At 44.1% G+C, this 18,808-nt stretch carries 17 protein-coding genes; 2 read left to right on the forward strand and 15 right to left on the reverse strand.

The window, feature by feature from the left end; translation table 11 throughout:
* Positions 1-296 precede the first annotated feature (296 nt).
* Entirely contained in the window at positions 297-1,670 is a 1,374-nt protein-coding gene (locus AC20OE_RS01435; RefSeq protein WP_487268559.1) for an amino acid permease, read from the reverse strand.
* Positions 1,671-1,808: 138 nt separating this feature from the next.
* Entirely contained in the window at positions 1,809-3,002 is a 1,194-nt protein-coding gene (locus AC20OE_RS01440) for an ornithine--oxo-acid transaminase (protein ID WP_039181526.1), read from the reverse strand.
* A gap of 209 nt (positions 3,003-3,211) precedes the next feature.
* Between AC20OE_RS01440 and AC20OE_RS01445 the strand changes: the two genes are divergently transcribed.
* On the forward strand, positions 3,212-4,654 hold the full coding sequence (locus tag AC20OE_RS01445) for a sigma-54 interaction domain-containing protein (RefSeq protein WP_487268123.1): 1,443 nt from the start codon (positions 3,212-3,214) through the stop codon (positions 4,652-4,654).
* A gap of 27 nt (positions 4,655-4,681) precedes the next feature.
* Here AC20OE_RS01445 and AC20OE_RS01450 read toward each other — a convergent pair whose 3' ends face one another.
* Together AC20OE_RS01450 and rpoN are read right to left on the reverse strand one after the other, a co-directional pair.
* Positions 4,682-5,419 carry a FadR/GntR family transcriptional regulator gene (locus AC20OE_RS01450; RefSeq protein ID WP_058837601.1) on the reverse strand — a complete coding sequence of 246 codons (738 nt, stop codon included), beginning with the start codon at positions 5,417-5,419 and terminating at the stop codon, positions 4,682-4,684.
* A 172-nt stretch (positions 5,420-5,591) separates the two neighbouring features.
* The gene (gene rpoN, locus AC20OE_RS01455; protein ID WP_487268125.1) at positions 5,592-6,890 is read right to left on the reverse strand and encodes an RNA polymerase factor sigma-54; all 1,299 of its coding nucleotides are present in this window, start codon (positions 6,888-6,890) and stop codon (positions 5,592-5,594) included.
* Positions 6,891-6,960: 70 nt separating this feature from the next.
* On the opposite strand from rpoN, the gene yvfG reads away from it, so the two are divergent.
* Positions 6,961-7,176 carry a protein YvfG gene (yvfG, locus tag AC20OE_RS01460; protein WP_024423509.1) on the forward strand — a complete coding sequence of 72 codons (216 nt, stop codon included), beginning with the start codon at positions 6,961-6,963 and terminating at the stop codon, positions 7,174-7,176.
* A 21-nt stretch (positions 7,177-7,197) separates the two neighbouring features.
* On the opposite strand, the gene AC20OE_RS01465 is transcribed toward yvfG, so the two are convergent.
* The 11 genes from AC20OE_RS01465 to AC20OE_RS01515 form a co-directional block, all read right to left on the reverse strand.
* The gene (locus tag AC20OE_RS01465) at positions 7,198-8,523 is read right to left on the reverse strand and encodes an MATE family efflux transporter (protein ID WP_487268128.1); all 1,326 of its coding nucleotides are present in this window, start codon (positions 8,521-8,523) and stop codon (positions 7,198-7,200) included.
* A gap of 60 nt (positions 8,524-8,583) precedes the next feature.
* Entirely contained in the window at positions 8,584-9,399 is an 816-nt protein-coding gene (nikE, locus tag AC20OE_RS01470; protein WP_487268130.1) for a nickel import ATP-binding protein NikE, read from the reverse strand.
* A 13-nt stretch (positions 9,400-9,412) separates the two neighbouring features.
* Positions 9,413-10,228, reverse strand: a complete 816-nt coding sequence (gene nikD / locus AC20OE_RS01475; RefSeq protein ID WP_487268132.1) for a nickel import ATP-binding protein NikD — start codon at positions 10,226-10,228, stop codon at positions 9,413-9,415.
* A 4-nt stretch (positions 10,229-10,232) separates the two neighbouring features.
* Positions 10,233-11,066, reverse strand: a complete 834-nt coding sequence (nikC, locus tag AC20OE_RS01480; protein WP_039181542.1) for a nickel ABC transporter permease subunit NikC — start codon at positions 11,064-11,066, stop codon at positions 10,233-10,235.
* Positions 11,063-12,007, reverse strand: a complete 945-nt coding sequence (gene nikB / locus AC20OE_RS01485; RefSeq protein ID WP_151284831.1) for a nickel ABC transporter permease subunit NikB — start codon at positions 12,005-12,007, stop codon at positions 11,063-11,065. Before nikB ends, nikC begins: the two co-directional genes overlap by 4 nt.
* 18 nt (positions 12,008-12,025) lie before the next feature.
* Positions 12,026-13,648, reverse strand: a complete 1,623-nt coding sequence (gene nikA, locus AC20OE_RS01490) for a nickel ABC transporter substrate-binding protein (RefSeq protein WP_126682324.1) — start codon at positions 13,646-13,648, stop codon at positions 12,026-12,028.
* A 149-nt stretch (positions 13,649-13,797) separates the two neighbouring features.
* Positions 13,798-14,976, reverse strand: coding sequence for a DegT/DnrJ/EryC1/StrS family aminotransferase (locus tag AC20OE_RS01495; protein WP_106025603.1), 1,179 nt, complete (start codon positions 14,974-14,976; stop codon positions 13,798-13,800).
* Positions 14,973-15,662: an acetyltransferase gene (locus AC20OE_RS01500; RefSeq protein ID WP_064498019.1), complete on the reverse strand. Its 690-nt coding sequence runs from the start codon at positions 15,660-15,662 to the stop codon at positions 14,973-14,975. The genes AC20OE_RS01495 and AC20OE_RS01500 overlap by 4 nt, the downstream gene beginning before the upstream one ends.
* Positions 15,625-16,218, reverse strand: a complete 594-nt coding sequence (locus AC20OE_RS01505; RefSeq protein WP_039181552.1) for a sugar transferase — start codon at positions 16,216-16,218, stop codon at positions 15,625-15,627. The genes AC20OE_RS01500 and AC20OE_RS01505 overlap by 38 nt, the downstream gene beginning before the upstream one ends.
* Positions 16,219-16,238: 20 nt before the next feature.
* Positions 16,239-17,753, reverse strand: a complete 1,515-nt coding sequence (locus AC20OE_RS01510) for an MATE family efflux transporter (RefSeq protein WP_404527556.1) — start codon at positions 17,751-17,753, stop codon at positions 16,239-16,241.
* 28 nt (positions 17,754-17,781) lie between these two features.
* Complete coding sequence (locus tag AC20OE_RS01515; RefSeq protein WP_404527796.1) at positions 17,782-18,804, reverse strand: polysaccharide pyruvyl transferase family protein; 1,023 nt, start codon at positions 18,802-18,804, stop codon at positions 17,782-17,784.
* Between the last annotated feature and the right edge of the window lie 4 nt (positions 18,805-18,808).

Raw genomic sequence — 18,808 nt, forward strand, 5'->3', positions numbered from 1 at the left:
TTCTTTTCACGTTGGACTAAAAACGTCCCACTGTGACAAAAAACGTCCCGCCACAGCCAAAAAAAATCAATCCCTGCTTTCTTTAATTATTTTAACAGGATAATCTTGCATTTTCAACTCTTAGAAACACATTTAGACAAAAAATAGACACATTTTCACCGAAAGCCTGCTTGTCATCAAGGTTCTTGCGATGATATTTCTTTTCAAAATATTTATTTCCCTTTATATAGAATGAATAGACGATTGAAAATGTGCATGCTGGTGATATCAGCATGCACATTTTTTTCAGGACCTGCTTATGTTTTTGTGATGGTTCCAAGCTGTTTTGCCTCTTCCTTCGGTTTGATTTTAATATAATAAATGATGTAGCAGGCGGCCATGAACGGGATTCCGCAATAAAGGCCGATCCGCTGATCCTCGATAAAAAATAAGCTGATGAGGACGATGCCAAATGCGATAAAGCCTGCTAATGGAACAAATGGATAGAGCGGTGTTCGGAAGACGAGATCCTTTACATCTCCGCCCTCCTTTATGAATTGTTTTCTAAAGAAATACTGAGACAAGCAAATGGACATCCACACCACAACAAGGACCATACCAGAAATAGAAATGAGCCATACATACACCGTTTTTGGTGCTACAACACTTGTAAGAAGAGATAGTGCAGATACACCCATTGTCACCAATAATGCATTGATCGGAATTTTACGCTTGGACAGTTTTTTCGTAAAGTCGGGTCCTTTTCCGTCTTTCGAAAGCGCCCAGAGCATACGCGATGATGCATATAACCCAGAGTTTGCTACAGATAAGACGGCTGTGATGATGATAAAATTCATGATATCTGCAGCATATGGTATGCCGACCTTGTCCAGCACGACGACAAACGGACTGTCAACGGTGCCTGCTGTCTGCCACGGAAGAAGAGCGGCCAGAACCGCAATGGATAAAACGAAGAAGACCATCGTTCTCCAAATAATATTTCGTATAGATCGCGGCAATGTTTTTTCAGGGCTTTCACTCTCTCCTGCTGCAATCCCTACAAGTTCTGTTCCTTGAAAGGAGAAATTGACCGTGACCATGGTTAATAAAATAGCAAAAACACCGTTAGGAAATAGTCCGCCATGATCCGTCAAATGACGAAATAGAGGGGCTGGTTCTCCATCTTTCAGATGAATCATTCCGAAAATTGCGCCAATTCCAATGATAATAAATAATAGGATGGCAGCGACCTTAATGGCTGAAAACCAAAACTCGGTTTCAGCGAAGCTGCGAGCTGAGATGGCATTCACGGCAAATAAAATCACACTAAATGCAAGACACCACAGCCAAACAGGGATATCCGGGAACCACCTTTGGAGCAAAATGCCTGCTGACGTAAACTCCAGTCCAATTGTACATGCCCAGCTAAACCAATAAAGCCAGCCGATCATAAAGCCTGTGGACGGGCCTATATATTTGGTTGCATACTCTTGAAAGGAACCCGCTGTCGGCATCGCCACTGCTAATTCTCCAAGACAGAGCATCACCAAATACATTAACAATCCGCCAATGATAAAGGAGAGAATGGCTCCCCCAGGTCCAGCCTGATGGATAATGAGTCCTGATCCAAGGAAAAGACCAGTACCAATGACGCCGCCTAAGGCAATCATAAAGAGATGCCTGCTTTTCATGGAACGTTCTAGTTCATTATGCTGTTCTTGCTTCAAATCCGCTTCCCCACTTTCACTCTTCTATTCATCATCCTTTGACAAAATTCGCTGTTCGTGGAAAGAGAAAGGGAGAAAGTGATGGTTCTCCCCCTTTGACATTTATGCTTGAAATAATGCTTCAATATGACCAATCGCCCAGTCTAAATCTTCTTTAGAAATAGTGAGAGGCGGTGCAAAGCGGATGACGGTCTCATGGGTTTCCTTACATAACAGTCCTGCTTGTTTCAGCTTCTCACAATAAGGTCTCGCAGCCTCTGTCAGCTCCATGCCGATAAATAATCCGCGGCCGCGCACTTCCTTGATAACAGGACTTTGAATGCGAGACAGTTTGTCTTTTAAGTATTCGCCAAGCTCCATAGAACGCGCTGCAAGGTTTTCGTCGATTAAGACATCTAGTGCAGCCAGCGACACCGCACACGCAAGAGGATTGCCGCCAAAGGTAGAGCCGTGAGACCCAGGGTTAAACACGCCTAATATATCGCGGTTTGCTACTACACACGAGATTGGGAATACACCGCCGCCTAAAGCTTTCCCAAGAATCAGCATATCTGGCTCAATGTCTTCCCAGTCGCATGCAAACATCTTGCCTGTTCGCGCTAATCCGACCTGAATTTCATCTGCAATGAACAGCACATGTTCCTGTTCACAAAGCGCCTTCGCTTCCTTCAAGAAGCCCTCTGGCGGCATGACAATTCCCGCTTCCCCTTGAATAGGCTCAATCAGAAAAGCCGCTGTTTGTGGTGTGATGGCTTCACGTAACGCTTCAATATCTCCGTAAGGAATCAGTTTGATGCCTGGAAGCATTGGACCGAAACCTCTTTGATATTCTGCTTCAGAAGAAAGGGAAACAGCCGTCATCGTTCTGCCATGGAAATTTCCGACGCACGCAATGATTTCTGCGCGATTGTCTTCGATTCCCTTGACGTCATAGCCCCAGCGTCGTGCTGCTTTTACAGCTGTTTCTACAGCCTCAGCTCCAGTATTCATAGGGAGTGCCATCTCTTTATTCGTCAGTTGACAAATTTTCTCATACCATGGTCCAAGCTGATCATTGTGAAAAGCTCTTGAAGTCAGTGTCACACGGTCTGCCTGTTTTTTGAGCGCCTCAATAATGCGGGGATGGCGATGGCCTTGGTTCACTGCGGAATACGCACTCAGCATATCCATATATCGATTGCCTTCAGGGTCTGTCACCCAAACTCCTTCAGCCTCTGAAATCACAATTGGCAGCGGATGATAGTTTGCCGCACCGTATTGTTCCGTTTGTTGAATCAATTCATTTGTCTGTGTCATCGTCTATTCCTCCTTCTATAAGCTAGCCTTTTTCAAATTAGGTTCATCTACACACATATGATATGCAAGGATTGTGCCAACTTTCTGCCTGCATCATGGCGCTGATTGTAAAGGCTATTCATGCAAAATATATTTGCACCTGCAAATTTTTTTAGAGGAAACCGCAAAATTTTTCATGTAAAATAGAGGTAACGTCTGGAGGTGCCGCAATGAAAGAAGATTCGTATACTGCAAAGCTGGCAAATGAGATTGATCTGTATAAGCAAATGCTCGATTTAATAGATGTCGGGGTTCATGCAATTGACGAGAATGGCAATACTGTTGTTTATAATAAAAAAATGATGGAGATTGAGTCTTTGAAACGCTCTGATGTTCTCCATAAAAATGTATTAGACCTCTTCGTCTTCCAAGACGAAATGCACAGTACGCTCGTCCAAGCACTGCGAACTGGGAAACAAACCGTTCATGCAAAGCAGACGTATCATAATTACAACGGAAAAGAAATTACAACGATTAATCATACATACCCGCTCGTTCGAGATGGTCTCATCCAAGGAGCGGTTGAAATTTCGAATGATGTGACCAAGCTGGAACGGCTGATTCACCACAATATGAAGAAAAAAGGAAGCACACGCTTTACCTTTGATTCCATTATTGGACAAAGCCCTGCGTTTTTAGAGGTGATTGAGCATGCAAAACGAGCAACACGCACCTCTTCCTACGTCCTCATTGTGGGAGAAACAGGGACAGGAAAAGAACTATTTGCTCAAAGCATTCATAACGGCAGCAGCCGGTCATCTGGACCATTTATTACCCAGAATTGCGCGGCACTGCCTGATAATCTCATTGAAAGTCTGCTCTTTGGTACACAAAAAGGGGCTTTTACCGGCGCAACTGATCAGCCCGGTTTATTTGAACAGGCGCAGGGTGGTACACTTCTGCTTGATGAGATCAACTCATTAAATCCTGGTCTTCAAGCAAAACTGCTGCGCGTATTACAGGAGAAGCGGGTGAGAAGGTTAGGCAGCACAAAAGAAATCGCTGTTGATGTAAGAGTCATTGCCAATATGAATGAGGACCCTGTGGATGCGATCGCAGGCGGACGCATGCGCAAGGATTTATTTTATCGGCTAGGTATTGTCACCTTATTTATTCCGCCGCTTTCTGAGCGAAAAGAAGATATTCCTACGTTTGTCAGTCATTTTATTCAAAAATATAATGAGCTGTTTCAAATGGAGGTGAAGGCAGCAGACGAAGAGGTACTAGCCCTTTTTCAAGCGTATGATTGGCCGGGGAATGTACGGGAACTCGAGCATGTGATTGAAGCGGGGATGAATATGATGATGGATGAGGATTACTTAAGCATGCATCATCTTCCATATCATTTTAGATTTAAACATAGGGAAGGCCGTCCTGCAGCGCAATTACAGACGAATCCTTTGCAGCATACCGCAGCAGCTGACACGTTTATTTATACAAGCGCAGAACATACGACTGATTTTCAAACCCAAATGGAACGATTCGAAAAACAATACATCGTCCATTACTTAGAAAAAATGGACGATAATATTTCACAGACTGCAAAGATATTGGGCATGAGCAGGCAAAGTCTGCAGTATCGCATGAAGAAACTGCATATTTCTCGTTCATAATAGAGCTGTGCCCTCATTCGGCACAGCTTACTGTGGTTCTGACTGTCCTGCCGGTTCTTGACTCACATCACTCAGCAGTTTTTCTACATTTTTTAGATGCGTGAGCATCGCCCTTTCTGCTTCTTCTGGCTGTCTTGCCATAACAGCTTTGTAAATGTGTTCATGTTCTTTGTAAAGCTGCCGAATGGAGGCTTTCCTTGAAAACAAGACGACTTTTCTCGTTTCCCGCATTGTTTCTACCAGCAAGGTGGAGACCTGATTCATTAACGCCTTTAACAAATCATTCTTTGAGGCTTTGGCTAAAGCAAGATGGAAGGAGAGGTCTGCCTCTTCACCAATTTCTTTATGTGCTTCTGCGAGTTTCATTTGTTCGAGTGCCTCACGCAGCTGATGAAGGTCATCGTCCGTTCGCAAAAGCGCTGCCTTTTTGACAGCACCCGTCTCAATAATGGTTCTTAATTCAAGGAGCTGCGTGATATCATGCTGCTTCATCAAAAATGCAGGAGACAGACTAAATGTGAGCTGCTCAGGATCGAACTGCTTCACATACGTGCCTTCCCCTTGCTTCATCTCTATTAATCCGATCGCTTTAAGAGCAGACAGTGCCTCTCTTACAGCGGAACGGCTGACTTGAAAGCTTTCTGAAAGCGCTTGAACCGAATCTAATTTTTCCCCCGGAAGAAGCTCACCTGTACGAATGGATTCAATTAATGCATCCGCAATTTCTTCATATATTTTTTTCGTTTTGATTTGTTTATATTTCAATTGGTCTCACCTCATCACTGTTGTCTATCCCTATCGGCTCATGCCCTATCTTATACTTTACCCCAAAATTTCAGATCACACGTCTCCCCTCTTTAATTTTCAAGAAATCTTCGAGCTGCCTTGCTTTCAACAAAAAAAGAAGCACGTGCCATGTTCTGGCAAGTACTTCTTTTTAATCGTAGCGTTTCCTCAGCGTTGAGGCTGGAAGATTCATTTGTTCGCGATATTTTGCAATGGTTCTGCGCGACACGCGGATGCCAAAGGTTTGCTGAAGCAGCGTCATGATTTGCTGATCTGAATACGGCTTTTTCTTATTTTCCGTTTGAATGAGCTCTGCAATATGCGTTTTGACTGTGTAGCTGGACGCCTCTTCGAGCGAATGCCCTTCTAATTTTGCTTGGAAAAATTGTTTCATTTCCATGAGACCATAAGGGGTTTGCACCATTTTCCCTTTTACAGTACGGCTGACTGTTGACTCATGGACTTGCAGTATATCTGCGATCCGCTTCATCGTAAGCGGTTTCATTTTATGTTTCCCTGTAAGGAAAAAATCAGTCTGATGTGAGATAATCTCACGAACGACATGAGTCATCGTTTGCTTTCTTTGCCTCAGCGCTTGGACAAGCCAATTGTACTGCTGCTCTTTTTCCTTTAAATACGTGTATGCTTCGTGCCGCTTTTGGTCTTGAATCATGGCGAAGTAACCTTCATTCATTTCAACGTCTGGAAAAGCGCGCTGATTTAGCTCAAATGTGATGTGATCCTGCACCACAGTAATCGTCACATCAGGCTCGATATACACATGCTCTTCATCAGATGAGAAATGAAGACCTGGTCTTGGTTCAAGCTGAGACACTTCATCTTGTACCGCTTGGAGTGTTTTCATTGAAACACCTGTTTTCGCCGCAATTTCCTTCCAAGCTTTTCTGGCAAAAAGAAAGAAATGCTCTTCGATGATCAGCTCAGCTTCATACCAGCGCTCCTTTTTTCTTCTCAGCTGCAGGAGGATGCATTCCTGCAATGATCTTGCGCCAATCCCGGCAGGCTCTAGTGATTGCAGCTGATGAAGGACGGCTTCTACTTCTTCAACTGGCACCTTTAAGACAGCTGCCATTGCGTCGATCGGTTCATTTAGATAGCCATTGGAATCAATGGATTCAATCATAAAATGAAAGATTCTTTGATTCTTTTCACTTAAATTCAAATCAATCGCCTGTCTTTTTAAAAACATTTGCAGGCTTTCTTTTTGATGCGTTCGATACGGCTCTGTCATTCGTTCTTGTGATTTTTTATGATAAACTGGTTGATAGCTGTCCGTGTCTTTCCGCTCAATCAGAGGGTTCTCAAGCGCTAACTGGTCAAGATACTCGCCGAGCTCTGCGCAATTCAGTTGCAGCAGCGTAATGGCCTGCCTGAGTTCTTGTGTGAGCACCTGCTTTAATACCTGTTCTTGTTGCAGTTTAAGGCTCATTGTCTCCCCTCCCTCTCATCATTTTACATGAAGATTGACGGACCGTATATACGAAATAGGAGTGATTTCTATGTCTGAACTTTTTTCCGTTCCATACTTTGTCGACAACTTGAAACAGCACATCGCCATGAACCAAAATGAAGACAAAGTTCATGCGATGAATGCCTATTACCGCTCAGTGGTGTCAACGCTTGTTCAAGACCAGCTGACCAAAAATGCGGTTGTATTGAAGCGAATTCAGCATCTTGATGAAGCCTATCAAAAGGTGAAAAAAGAAAGCGAATGAACGAAAAAGAACACCCTTTTGTCAAGATGACAAAGGGTGTTTATCATATGCAAAAAGCTTCTGATCCAGCCTCGATTTATACATCATTAAAAAGCCAGACCGCCCTACAGTATAGATGATAAAGGCAAACCATAGGCCATGATTGTGCCAAATGGGCGTGACCACGGTTTGAACTACGATAAACAAAATCATTGCAAACAGCATCGAATTTCTAACAGGGGCAATTTCTGTCGCACCTGTAAATACGCCGTAAATGACCAAACCGAAACAAGCCGCAAACGGATAAAGTACAAGCCAGTCCGCATAGCGTAATGTCACGTCAAGCAGCTGAGGGAGATTTGTAAACAGGCTCAATATCGGCTCTTTTAATAGAAAATAAACCGCCGCAATGACACATGCCATAACAAGTGCCCACTGCCTTGAAAGGGTTAAAGTTTTTTCATAAAGAGAACGGTCATTTGCACCAACTGACCGCCCAACAAGGATGCTGGACGCATTGGCAAAACCATCAAACAAATAAGCCATGATGTAGTGAATTTGAAATAAGATAGCGTTCGCTGCCAGCAGCTCTGTACCAAAAGAAGCGCCTTTTGCTGTAAACATGTTGATGACCACTAGCAGACAGATCGTGCGAATAAACAAATCTTTATTCACATGAAACATTTTCTGCACTGCCTGTGTATCCATGATTTTCTTAATGGAAGGCATCTGGAATCCGTTTGACGAATGCTTCATGATGATCCATGCCCCTAACACAAAAGCGGTTAATTCAGACATCAATGTCGCAGCCGCAACTCCTTTGACCGCAAACGAAAACACATGAACAAGCAGAAATGCAAGCGCCATATTCATGACATTGATCAAGATTTGTAAAGAAAGGGCTTCTTTCATTTTTGCCATCCCCATCAGCCAGCCCAATATGACATAATTCATTAAAGTAAAAGGCGCTCCCCAAATGCGAATATGAAAATAGTCTGCGGCAAATTGACGGACATCAGCATCAGGAGAGATCACTAGAAAAGCAGATTGAATAATTGGCCATTGCAGGGCAATAAAACAAAGTCCGACGATGATGGCGACGAAAAAAGGTCTTAGAAAAGCAAGAACACCCTGCTCCTCATTCTGCGCCCCGTTTGCCTGAGCAGCAAAAGCAGATGTACTTACCCGCAAAAAACCAAACAGCCAATATAATGTACTGAAAATGAGACTGCCGACCGCAACGCCTCCAATATAAGCAGGATTTGCGAGCTGACCGACAACCGCTGTATCAACAGCTCCAAGTAAAGGAGTGGTCATCGTTGAAATCGTTAAAGGAATGGCCAAAGCTAAATACGCTCGATGGTTCACGACGCCACCTGCCTTTCATGAAAAATAGCCTCTTCTAAAAGAGGCGTTGATAATAAAGCTTTACCGAACCGGTCTGCCAATCGTTCTTGACAAAGGATGGTCTGCAAGCATTGCATCTCTCATTTTCCGCACCGCTTCCTCTTCTGATGAAAAGAATTCATCCTTTGATTGAAATTGGGCCACAAGCTCGCCTTGATCAAGAATCGCCAATTGATCACTTAAGTGATAGGCTGCTGTCATATCATGTGTAATAAATAAGTAAGCCACACCCAGCTCCTTTTTTAATTCTACTAATAAATCTAAAATGACAGCCTGTGTGACCATGTCTAAGCTGCTGACAGATTCATCAAGTACAATGAGCTTTGGCTGGAGCAATAAAGCTCTAGCAATGTTGATCCTTTGCAGCTGGCCGCCGCTGAATTGGTGCGGATATTTAGACAAATCCTTTTCACCGAGCCCGACTCTTTCAAGCCAGTGAATCAGCACGTTTTTACGTTCCTTTCGGCTCATGGTTTCATAGTTTTCAAGCGGTTCAGATAAAATTTGTTCAACTGTCCATCTTGGATTTACCGCCGAATAGGAATCCTGAAATACCGCTTGCACATGCCTGCGAAAATGCTTACGTGTTTGCTGATCTGCACGATAGACATCCTGACCTTCAAAAAGAACCTGTCCAGCTCTTGGTTTCTCTAAACCAAGTATGATGCGGCCAAGTGTACTTTTCCCTGCGCCGCTTTGTCCCAGCAGCCCAAGGCATGTGCCTTCTTCAATGTTCAAATCGACGCTTTTCAAGACAGGGGCTGCGCCTTTATTTCTCATTAGAAACGACCGGCTGTTGTATGCATGACTGACTGCTTTTACTTCTAATAAATGCAAGGGCCTTCTCACCTCAAATCGGGCAAACAGCTGGGATGGATGGACGAGCTGCTAATAGTTTTTTTGTATAATCATGCTTTGGTTGTTCAAAAAGTTCAAGAACTCCTGCCTTTTCCACAATTTCTCCTTGTTTCATGACGACAACTTGATCTGCCATTTCAGCAATGACACCAAGATCGTGGGTAATGAGTAAAATGGCCGTTCCATAGTCATGACGAACTTGGTTCAGATGCTGAAGAACCCGTTTCTGATTGTGTACATCTAAAGCAGTTGTCGGCTCATCTGCAATGATGAGGGGCGGGTGCATACAGGCAGCCATGGCGATCATGACACGCTGCAGCATCCCTCCGCTTAATTCAAAGGGGTATTTGTTGAACAGTTCGTCTGGCTGCGGCAGATTCATTTGCGCTAAAGCATCCATTGCCTGTGCTCGTGCCTTCTTTTTACTAACAGCAGAATGCCGGCGGATGGTTTCAACCAGCTGATGGCCGATTGTCCATACCGGCGTAAAACTGTTCATTGGATTTTGCATAATATATGAGATGTCTTTGCCTCGAATGGACCGCATATTCTTTTCACTTATACCGATCAATTCTCGTCCCTGTAATGTGATACTGCCAGTGACTTCAGTTGTTTTTCGATCAAGCATACGTAAGATCGACATACTTGTCACTGTTTTCCCGCAGCCGCTCTCACCAATTAATCCAAGGATTTGACCGCGCTCTACTTCAAACGATACTTCTTGAATAAGAGGGGTTGTCCCTTGAGGTGTTTTCGTATGCACATGCAGGTTCTCTATTTGTAAAATGGGCTCTTGCACATTGATCATTCCTTTACACACGGCGTTTGATACCATATTTCTCTGAAAGGGCTTCTCCTAGTAAATTAAACAGAATCACCACAGTCATGATCACAAGACCTGGGTACAGCATCAACTGAGGATTCGTTTGAATATACGACTTCCCTTCATGAATCATTGCTCCCCATTCAGGCATAGGAGGCTGAACCCCTAATCCGAGGAAAGACATCGCAGAAATGTCCATAATTGCCCAGCCCATTTCGAGTGTTCCAATGACTGCTAAAGGCGGCAGGACATTGGGGATCATGTGCTTTCTCATGATATTCCAGTGCGAGGTCCCACTGATTTTTGCAGCTGCAATAAAGTTCTGTTCTTTTAAACTGAGCACCATTCCACGGAAGACGCGGGCATAATACACCCATTGCACAAGCATCAAGGCTAGTACGACTTGAGAAAGTCCCGGACCGAAGATACCGACTAATCCAAGGATCAGCACCAGGTTTGGAAATGCCATGACACCGTCACAGATTCTCATCAAAACATGATCAATCCAGCCGCCTTTGTATCCTGAAAACAGGCCGACAATTAAACCAATGAATAACGAAGAAAGAAAGATTAATAACGCACAGCCGAGCGAAACACGCGCACCATATAAAATACGAGATAAATTGCACCGCCCTAATTGATCTGTTCCAAGCGGATACTCCCATGAAGATCCCTTTAGCTTCATCGCTAGATTGACAGCTGCCGGATCATGTGGAGCGATCCATGGCGCACATATTGTGACAATCAGCAGGAGACCGAGCAGCAGGGCGCAGATCGAGATCATCTTTTGATGAGAGAAGAGATGTTTTACTTTTGTCATCATTGCTGGCGGCCTTCCTTTCTAGAAATACGAGGGTCAATGATCAGCTGAATCAAGTCAACCATCAAGCTGCTCAAGATAAAAATACAGGCTGACATGAGGACATAAAATTGAATGACTGGCAGATCCCGGTTAAAGATCGCTTCAATAAAAAAGCGGCCAAACCCTGGCCATGAGAAAACAGCCTCTACAATAATGGTTCCAGTTAACAGCTTGCCGAGGTTCACCCCAAGTCCGGTCAACATCGGCGATATCGCAATTCTGAACACATGCTTGAACATGATCGATTGTTCCTTCAATCCTCTCATTCTCGCATATTGAACGAAAGGTTCTTGAAGCGCCTCACTCACACTTGAACGTAACAGCCTTGTATACGTAGCAATTAAAGGGACTGCCAGTGTGATCGACGGCAGGATGAGATGCGCCCATGTTCCGACCCCTTCAACTGGTAAAAGGTCTAGCTTCACTGAAAAAAAGAAGATGAGCAAATACCCCAAAACAAACGTTGGGATAGATGCTCCTAAGAAAGAAATCAGCCGGCTCACATGATCAACGGCACCATTTTTCCTCATGCCGCTGAAAAAGCCGAGCGGAATGCTGACACAAATAGCGATCAGCAGACTGGTCAGTGCCAATTGAATCGTTGCCGGTATTCGATACATCACCTCATCAACGACAGGCTGATTGGACATATACGACCGGCCGAAATCAAGATGAATGACTTTTTCAATGGTATGAAGATACTGCATATAAAATGGCTCATCTAAGCCGAATTCACTTCGTTTTTGCGCTAATATTTCATCCGTAGGTTGGATATGAGCCGCTGCTAAATATGCCTCAGCCGGGTCAACTGGCGAAAGGTGAATCATACCAGTTGTGAGCAGTGTGGCTAATAAAAATACAGGAATAATTGATAGCAATCGTTTGAAGATATAGCGGCCCATTTCCTTACCTTCCTTCTGTTACTTCAGCTTAATGCCTGTGAAAGGTTGTTCATCACGATTCGCAGGGAATTCAAAGTCTTTCACAGCTTTTTGATAAACGGCTGTCTTTTTAAAATAAGAGATTGGCACAATTGCCCCTTGATCCTGTAAAGAGGATAAGACAGACGAATACAGTGCTTTACGTTTCTTTTCATTTGTTGTTGATGGAATTTCCGTCATTTCTTTGATCAGCTTTTCCTTATTTGGGTAGGCTGAAATGGCTTCTTTGAATCCAAATCCATCTGATGAGAGAACGTTCATAAACGTATGCGGATCATACGGCGCTCCGTAGTTGCTAAAGAAGTTCATATCAAACTTATTGGCTTTAAAGCGCTGAACCTGTGTGGCCAAATCCACACCCTCAAGCTTGACGCCGACACCAACGGCTGCCCATTCGGCTTGCAGCGTTTCTGCCATCGCTTTTTGAATCGATTCTGCCGAGTCATACATCATGCTGAACTCAAGCTTTTTCCCATCTTTTTCACGAACGGATTTTCCTTTTGGAAGTGTCCAGCCCGCTTCATCCAGCAATGCTTTGGCTTTATCCACATCATATTTGAAAGACTTCACCTGAATGTTTGACGTATACGGCATGTTTGTCGGCAAGATGTGATCTGCTTCATCCTCTAAACCAGAAGTGACCCCTTCTACCATTGATTTTTTATTGAAGGCATATTGAAGGGCATGACGCACTTTCTCATCTGACAGCTGATCCACTTTTGTGTTCATGACAAGCTGTCTCGTTGCAACAGGCTCTGACATTTTCGTTTCATACTTGCCGCTTGCCTCTAGCTGTTTGTAGGAATCAAGGCTAATGGTTCCTTCTCCGTAAAGTAGATCCACATCACCTTTTTCAAATGCCATGACTCTCGTTTCCGCATCTGGGATAACCTTTACCTTGATTTCTTTTACCTTTGGTTTTTCTCCCCAATAATGATCGTTTCGTTCGAAAATAGCATAATCATCTTTCTTATATGTTTTTAAAATCCAAGGGCCTGTCCCCACTGGTTTTTCAATTCCTTTTGACGTATCTCCGTTTTTAGGGAAGCCTGCTTCACCTAAGAAACGAACTGGACGAACAACGGCTAATTCTTGCACAGTTGGATAATATGGTGCTGTTAATGTGAGTTTAAATGTCTTTTTATCAACGGCTTCTGTCTTTTTGATTTTCTTAATGACACCTAACCAGCTATGTAAATCTTTATTTTTTAAAATCGTATCAAAGTTCTTTTTAACAATATCCGCATTAAATTCAGAGCCATCTGAGAATGTTACTCCGTCTCTTAAATGGAACGTATACACCTTGCCATCCTTTGAAACATCCCATGATTTCGCTAATTCTGGTTTCAGCTTTCCATTCTTTTGATAGCTCACCAACGGCTCATAAATCATTGATTGTGCAAACAATTGTGATGGGTTGTATACGTGTGGATTCATTTCACCAATATCTCTTGGCCACGCCATAGTGATCATGTCAGGGTGATCCTTGTTTCCATCCGCTCCATTGTTTGTTTGAGAGCATCCTACTAATAAAAAGAGAATAAGCAGGAAGGGTAACACAGTATTTATTTTAATTTTCGGAAAATTATTCCAAATAGTCATAAGTTGCTCCTCCTAATTGATGCTGATAATCATTTTCATTTTAAGGAGGAAGGGAGCCCTTGTCAATATCATATTTGAAACGACATGACAATACTTATTCCTAATTATTCCACAAATTGAGGAATTTGATAGAAAGAGAGGCAGGCTGCTTACGAATGAGCAGCCTGTGAAGAGGTAAATGTTTTTTCTCGCAGCATGTCATGAAGTATATGGATGATACGCTCCTGATCTGCATCTGTCATGCTCGTTCCAGACGGGAGACAAAGCCCCCTCTCAAATAACAGCTCGGATACAGGCGTCCCTTTTTCCGCAGTATAAAAAGGGCAATGGCGAAAGAGCGGCTGCTGGTGCAGCGGCTTCCATACATGCCTTGCTTCGATTTGTTCTTTTTCTAAAGCAAGAATGATATCTGCTGGAGACAATTTTGTATCACGATCAATGGTCAATGCCGTCAGCCAGCGGTTGGATTTCGTTTCTTGATATTCTGGCATCAAATGAAGACCCTCCGCTTCTGATAAAGCGTCCTGATAACGCTGGAAAATGCGGCGCTTTTGATCAACACGCTCGTCCAGCACTTCCATTTGAGCAATCCCGACCCCTGCTAAGAGGTTGCTCATGCGATAGTTGTAGCCCATCTCTTGATGCTCATAGTGCATGGCTTGTTCTCTGGCCTGTGACGCAAGAAAGCGGCATCGTTCAATCGCAGCTTCATCATCACTCACAAGCATTCCGCCCCCTGATGTTGTAATGATTTTATTTCCATTAAAAGAATAGATACCGAACCTGCCCATTGAGCCGCTTTTTCTTCCTTTATACAGCGCACCTAACGATTCAGCCGCATCCTCAATGACGGGTACATCATATGCTTCACACAGAGCCATGATCTCGTCCATTTTTGCACTTTGCCCATATAAATGGACGACAATGACCGCGCGAGGTTTTTTACCAAGACGTTTTGATTCAACAAAGGCTTTCTCTAAAGCGAGCGGGCACATATTCCACGTCTCCCTTTCAGAATCAATAAAAACGGGCGACGCTTGTTCATATAAAATCGGATTTGCCGTTGCAACAAACGTGAGGGTGGAACAAAAGACAATGTCTCCTTTTTGTACACCTATCAGCTTTAAAGCAAGGTGAATCGCCGCTGTTCCTGAGGATAAAGCCGCTCCTGACTTCACTCCTGCATAGTCCGCTACTGTCTGCTCAAATTCATTCACAAGCGGTCCAAGCGGCGCAATCCAGTTGCTCTTGAAGGCTTCCTCTATTTTGAGATCCTCTTTTCCGCTCATATGCGGAGGAGATAAGTAAATTCGCTTCCTTTCTTTCATGACTTCCCACCTTCTTTCCGATCTTTGATTTCCATTGCAGGAATTCCTACCGCGACCTTCTGATCATGTATATCTCTTGTCACTGCCGCTCCAGCCCCAATGACCGTCCAGCTTCCAATCGTTGTACCCGGTGTCACGACGGCACCTGCCCCAATATGTGCACCCTCCCGCACGGAAACACCGCCAGTCAGAACCGCGCCTGGTGACAGGTGCACAAACGATTCGAGTATGCAGTCATGCTCCACGATAGATCCTGTATTCATAATCGCATGCTCACCGATGGCTGCATCTGCTTGTACCACTGCCCTTGCCATCACGACAGTCCCCCTTCCAATGACAGCTGACGGACTTATGACCGCCTCTGGATGAATGAGTGTGGCGTACGCTGTATTTTCAAATGAGAGGCGTTCCTTCATGAGCAGTCTGATCTCATTTTGCCCGATTGCAATCAGCCATTTCATATGTGGCATGGTCTTTCTCAGCTGCTCACTCATGGAGATCGGTCCATACAAAATCCCGCTTTGAGTGACCACCTCTTCAAATTGATCATCTAACACCGCACATAATGAGTAATCGGAATGTGCAAAAATGAGATCTTGGATGACTTTGCTATGTCCTCCAGCCCCAATTAAACCAATGGTTTGCTTTTTACATATCGGTTCCTTTGAATTTTTCAGCTGTGGCATGATCCGGCTGCTGCACCCCCTCTGTTTTCATGACTTTCAGCAAGGTCATCCATAGAATTTTCATATCGAGCCAAAACGATTGATGCTCGACATACCAAAGGTCATAGGTGAATTTCTCCTCCCAAGAAAGCGTGTTTCGGCCGTTCACCTGTGCCCATCCTGTTATGCCGGGCTTCACAAGATGACGCCTTGCTTGTTCCTCTGTATACATAGGCAAATACTCCATCAAAAGCGGTCTTGGCCCGACGAGACTGAGCTCTCCTTTGAGTACATTGACAAGCTGCGGCAATTCATCAAGACTAAGCTTTCGAATCAAGGCGCCGGTTTTTGTTAAACGCAGATGATCTGGCAGCAGCTCCCCATGTTCGTCGCGTTCATCGGTCATTGTCCGAAATTTATAGAGCATAAAAGGCCTGCCATACAGACCAGGCCGCTTCTGCCGAAACACCACAGGCGTTCCAATTTTCCATCTAATCAGTCCATAGATGAGAAGAAAAAGAAGACTGCCTGCGATGAGCAGCGTCAATGCCACCATCACATCGATCATTCTTTTCATCATTGCATCTCCTTTTCATATTAGCGGGAGACCGCATGTTTTACCTTACGCATCAGCTGCATCCGCTCTCGTTTCGTTCCTGCAAACACATACAAGTAGCCTATATAGAGAATGAAACAAAGCCCGCCAATACAAAACAGCTCCCACCATGAAGTCACGTTATATACCGCTTGAATTCCTGCGCAGACGCCCCAAATAAATAGCGCTCCTGCAAGCGGAACCAGCGTATGCTTGTAAAAGATGGTGCGTTTCTGATTCGTGATGCTAGCCGTATAAAATGGCAGAAACACAATATTTTTGATCAATAAAACCATTGCCCCCGCTGATGCAATGCCATATAAACCGAGCTGCAGCAAATGAGTCAATCCATAGGCAAAAAGCACATTAGACACACCTAATATAAGGGTGACAACCGCAGGAACTTTAAAACGATTAAACACGGTTGGCACATATGTGAGCGGTAAAAACATCAAGGTCAAACATAAATAAGCCGCATGAATCATGAGAAGCCATTTCAGCTCCTCAAAAGCAGGGCCAAGCCATAGAAGCATGAGCGGACCAGCGAGACCTCCTAAAAGCGCGGCTGGGAACGCAACAAATAAGCCGCTCCACTTAATAGCGTTTGCAGCATATTGAATGAGCCCCTCTTTGTCGTGATTCGAATAAAATTTCGTGATTGTTGGTGCAAACACAACGGCCAGTGTCCCTGCCAGTGTGCGTAATAATAATGGAAACTGTAAAATCGCCGCATATTTGCCTGTCGCTTCAGCTCCAATGAGCAAGTTGGTCATCAATAAATCAATTTGTAAAAACAACAAAATCCCCATTTGCTCAAATGAATGCCAGACCCCTGATCGAACAAGAGTGAGACTAGACGATAATGAGACATGCCGCCACTTAAACGAAAACCAAGGGATGAGTTTTTTAAAATAATAGATACCGATTCCCATAGCCGCTAAGCTTCCAATGACGGCCGCAAGTGGAATATGCCAAATGGCTGGTGTCGTCCATGTAAACAGGATGACAATCATCAGTGCTCTCAGAAACATTTGAATTGCCTGTCCAACACTTGATACATAGAGCTTATTCGCATAAAACGGTGCAGCCCCAATGCCAGACATGACGAAATTGAGCATAAATAAAAGACCCCCTAAAATAAAGGCGGTCTGTGTGTCTTTTGCGAGATGATCGGGCACATGAAGCCACTCAACCAGCTGATGAGATATGAAAAGACAAAGCAAAAAGAGACTAATAGATAGTAAAAACGAACTGACGAAATAGGAAGCGAGATAGCGCTGCGCCCTCTCCATCTCTCCTTTATGAGCCGCCACAGAAAAAAAACGCACAACAACCGCACTTAACGAAGCGGTAATGACCGATAAATAGTTGATCATATTTTGCGTCAGATGGATTAAGCCGAATGCTTCCACTCCAAGTGTATGAACAATATAAGGTGTTAAACAGACAGACATGAGCATCATCAGGACAAATGTGATTAAGTTCGCACTGGCATTATAAAGAAACGCTCGATTCATTGTGCTTTCACGCAGCGTTTAAGAGCCCTCATCCAGCTTCCTCTCCCTTTTGACCACTTGTTTTCATCAGCTGATGAATGGCCTCTTTCACAGCGGTCTCATCTGGTTCTTTTAAAAGGGTCATAAACGGAAGGTGAGCCACCCATTCAAATCCTTCCATTACCTTATGATCAAACGATCTCAGGACAACACACGGTGTATGAGTGATCGCACAAAAGATCATGCCATGCAGACGATCTGTCACGACGACCTGTGCTTGTTTTAACTCCGTCCATAAAGCCGTTAATTCATCTAAGCGAGTTGTTCGATCGACCCGTCTGCCAATTGTCGTTGTGATTAAACCGACTTGATCATATGTCTCTTGAATATACTGCTGTAGCTGTTGGCGCTCCTCCTTTGTGAGATATGCTTCTTGATCCTCACGCAGACAAAGCAAAACCCCTTCACGTGTTTCATCCTTTGATGATTCGTCTAATGACAGCACCATATCAGGCTGTTTCCACACATCTTGATCAGGAAAATGCTGCTTCATCCATTCATAGGTTGTTTGATCTCTTGCCATGAGGAGCAGTCTTGGGTGCTGCTTATATGTGTGTATGGCGCGTCGCTCCTCCCGTTTCCCTTTCTTTGTTTCTGTAAAATGAACAGTAGCAGGCAGCTGGATCATAGGATAGGACTTGAAGGTCTTGATGATAAATTGTCTCGTCCATTCTTCGTATCGGTATAAATCACCCATATTGCCCCCACCGATCATACAAACGATGTCTTCTGGGTGCCGGCTGCGCTTTAGCGGACGAGCGAGGCGATAGATCTCTTTCATGTCCACTTCTATGATGTCATAGGCTGGAAAGTGTTTCTTTAAAAAACAATAACTCGCATAGGCAATCGCATGATCCCCTAAATTATCATGTCCCGGCAGCAGCGTGAGAATGATTTTCTTCTGATGACTCAGCTCTGTCAGTCTTTTGCGGCTCAGTCTATACTCAAGCGGATATTTGACCTTTAAGAGCAGCCACTCTGCGGCGTTTGCCTTCAATTGCTGCAATGTCAATCCC

This window comes from Bacillus sp. SRI_025 (genome assembly GCF_057592095.1).